The following is a 3,170-nucleotide window of genomic DNA, read 5'->3' on the forward strand; positions in this document are numbered from 1 at the left end:
CTGCGCACACCCACCTCCCCTCACGTTCGGTAACGATAACACCACGATATCGGCTAGCGCCGACAAAACCGGGAAGGACATTCATGATGCGTAGACCAGACGGGTCAGGACACGCTCGGGCCTCGGCGGCCCTCCCGCTCCCGATTCCCCCGTCACCTAAAGGCGACGGTCCCCTCGGGAGGATCTGATGGGACTCCGACCCGCACTCCGACCGGGACTCCGGATCCGCCCGATCCTGCCCTGCTTCCGGAGCGCGTTCGAGGCCCTGGAGGGATGGGTGGAGCGGCGGCAGAGCCCGCCACTCCACCGCGACCGCGCGCCACCCTGCCCCGCCCGGCGGGCGGCGACCTCGCGAACGACTGTCAGCCGGGCAGGTAGCGCCGCTGCAGGGTGCGGGTGAACCGCATCATGTTGCGGGCCCCCGGGATGCGCGTCGCGATGCGCCGCAGCAGCGGGTAGCGCCGTTCGGGGAGATGCGCCGCGGCGGCTGGGTGGACCTCCACCCCGCCGAGGCGGTTCATCCGCACCCGGAAGCGGAGTCCGACCTCCTGGCCGTCCATCCGCAGGAAGGGCGTCCAGCGGCCGGGGACCAGCAGGTCGCGCTGGGGCAGCCGCCTGGTCGGGACCTTGGCGACCAGCCTCCCGCCGATCATGCCGGCTCGCCCGGCTCGACCAGGGCCGGCACGGAGATCTCCCGCCGCCCGCCCGCCCTGCGCAGCACCAGCTCGCCGGGGGGCCCGCCCCCCTCCGGCAGGTACGGCACGGGCACGACGAAGAAGACGTGGTCGCGGCGGCGCACGCTCACGGTGTCCTGCGAGACGAGGGTGATCGCGTCGGACAGGAGCCGGGGCTCCACGCAGACGCCGGGCAGCCCCTCGTCGCACCACCAGGGGACGACCGGCCGGGCGGGGTAGTCGGCCAGCGCGCCCGAGTGCTCGAACGGCTCCCCGGTCACGCGGGCTCGGGCCCGGTGCGGCCCGCCGTACATGCGGACGTGGATCTCCCAGAACCCGGACGGCAGCGGCTGGCCGAGGAAGGTGGAGGTGACGTCGAACGAGGCCGTCCCGGTGACCTGCACCCGCATCCGGTCGCGGTGCCGGAGGCGGACCACCGAGCACGTCACCGGGATCATGTGGACCATGCCGGTGTCGCGGTGCCGGAGGTAGGCGTCGAACCCGGCGGCGGCCACCGCCTCGGTGACGTCGGCCACCCGGTCGAGGGAGCCGAGCCCCTCCAGCGGGATCGGCGGCTTCCAGAGCAGGCGGTCGCCGTGCGGGACGAAGCAGGTGGGGGTGTCGCCGGTCCACATCAGCTCCATCGTGATGCCCAGCTCCAGCAGGCCGCCGTTCCAGGCGAGCTCCTTCAGGTCGGCCTTCAGGTGCGTCTCGCGGGTGGCCTGCGAGAGCATGACGAGCTGGTCGGGCCGCCCGGCGCGCAGCAGCGCCGCGCGCATGCGCAGGTGGACGGGGAGGCGGTCGTCGAGCCGCTCGGGGAAGCGCGTCAGGACCAGTTCCCGCAGCGCGGTGAAGGTGGCGGACCGCTCCCGCGAGGACAGGCTGAAGACGTCTCCGCCGAGCTGCGGCAGGATCGCGGTGCGGAACCAGTGCGCGTACATGCGGTCGCGCCTGCGCCCGTCGGGCACGGCCTCGTCGACGGCGTCGAGCAGCGCGCGCAGCTCCGCCGCCTGGACGGCCGGGGGGACCGGCGGCTCCGGCCGCTCCCCGAGGTGGCAGCAGACCTCGCCGGCCATGACGGTGATGTTCTCCGCCCGCAGGTAGGCCCGGACGGCGAAGGCCTGCTCCGACAGGATCCCGCCGGGCTCTGGGAAGGCGAGCCGCTCGGTCGCCAGGAACGCCCTGCGGTAGAGCTTGTGCGGGGTGAGCAGGGAGAGCAGTCCGTCGGTGAGGACGTCGGCGCGCTCCCGGTCGGTGTCGAACGCCCTCGGCGGCGGGCCGTCGCCCCCCTCCAGCCGGCCGATGAGGATGTCGGCGTCGGTCGCCATCGCGCGCTCGTACATCCGCTCCAGGGCCGTGCGCTCCAGGCGGTCCGTCTGGCCCATCAGGTAGACGTACTCGCCCTTGGCGACCTCCAGGGCGGCGTTGCGGCCGCGCATCGGCGAGCCGGTGGGCGGAAGGTGGAGCACGCGGACGTTCGGCCAGGCTCCGGCCACCATGGCCAGCCGCTGCCGGGTCCCGTCGTCCGACCCGTCGTCGGCGAAGATGACCTCGAACTCCTCCGGGGACATCGACTGCTCGACCGCCGAGTGGATACACGCGTTGGCGGTATCACCGGGGTTGCGGACCGGCACCACCACGCTGACCTTCACACCCATGCGGCCAGGATGCGGCGCTTACCGCCCCTGGCCGGTCAGACGTGCCGCTTTCTGGCGTTTCAGTACCGGCCCTTGGCCTGGCGGTGGTCCCGCGCGTCAGTACCAGCCCTTGGCCTGGGAATGGCCCCACGCTCCGCAGGGGCTGCCGTACCGGCCCTTGATGTAGCTCAGCCCCCACTCGATCTGGGTGGCGGGGTTGGTCTGCCAGTCGGCGCCGGCGCTGGCCATCTTGTGGCCGGGCAGCGACTGGGGGATGCCGTAGGCGCCGCTGGAGCGGTTCATCGCCCGCTCGTTCCAGCCGCTCTCCTTCATCCAGAGCTTCTCCAGGCAGCCCCACTGGTCGCCCCAGCCGCGGGCCTCCAGCATCTGCTTGCCCAGGGCCTTGTTGCCGGTCGGGTTCGCGGTGCCCGCCGGGAGCTGCTTGGGGTCGAACCCGCCGCCGCCCGGCGCCTCTTTGACGATCTTGATGTGGTCGAGCGGCTCCCGGCCCTCGCGCTTGCGCCGGAGCGCGTCCTCCTTGAGCGCCTGGGCCGCCTGTGCCTTCAGGGCGTCGGCCTCGGGGTCGGGCCCGAACGGGTCACCGCCGAGCGCCCTGGCCAGTTCGTCCAGGGCGATCGGCTCCTGCGTGGGGGCGGAGGCGTTCTGGATCGCGGTGTGCGCGGTGTAGGCCCCGCCTCCGACGAGGACCACGGTCACCGCCGCGATGACGGTGACGCGCTTGGGCGTCAGCCCGCCGCGCTTCCCGCTCCCGGGCGTGAGTCCCCCGCGCTTCCCGCTTCCGGGCGTCGGCCCTCCCCGCCTCCCGCTCCTGGGCGGCTCGCCCTCCGCGGACGCGCCA

General features: G+C 73.4%; 3 protein-coding genes. All 3 read right to left on the bottom strand.

The features are described from left to right. Positions 1-362: 362 nt before the first annotated feature. Positions 363-653, bottom strand: a complete 291-nt coding sequence (locus ACWJ6R_RS33145; RefSeq protein WP_449066001.1) for a hypothetical protein — start codon at positions 651-653, stop codon at positions 363-365. Next, positions 650-2,332 (bottom strand): glycosyltransferase family 2 protein, encoded by a 1,683-nt coding sequence (locus ACWJ6R_RS33150; RefSeq protein ID WP_449066002.1) that lies wholly within the window; start codon positions 2,330-2,332, stop codon positions 650-652. Before ACWJ6R_RS33150 ends, ACWJ6R_RS33145 begins: the two co-directional genes overlap by 4 nt. Before the next feature lie 96 nt (positions 2,333-2,428). Beyond that, complete coding sequence (locus ACWJ6R_RS33155) at positions 2,429-3,061, bottom strand: aggregation-promoting factor C-terminal-like domain-containing protein (protein WP_449066003.1); 633 nt, start codon at positions 3,059-3,061, stop codon at positions 2,429-2,431. Positions 3,062-3,170: the final 109 nt, after the last annotated feature.

The organism is Planomonospora algeriensis (assembly GCF_977012225.1).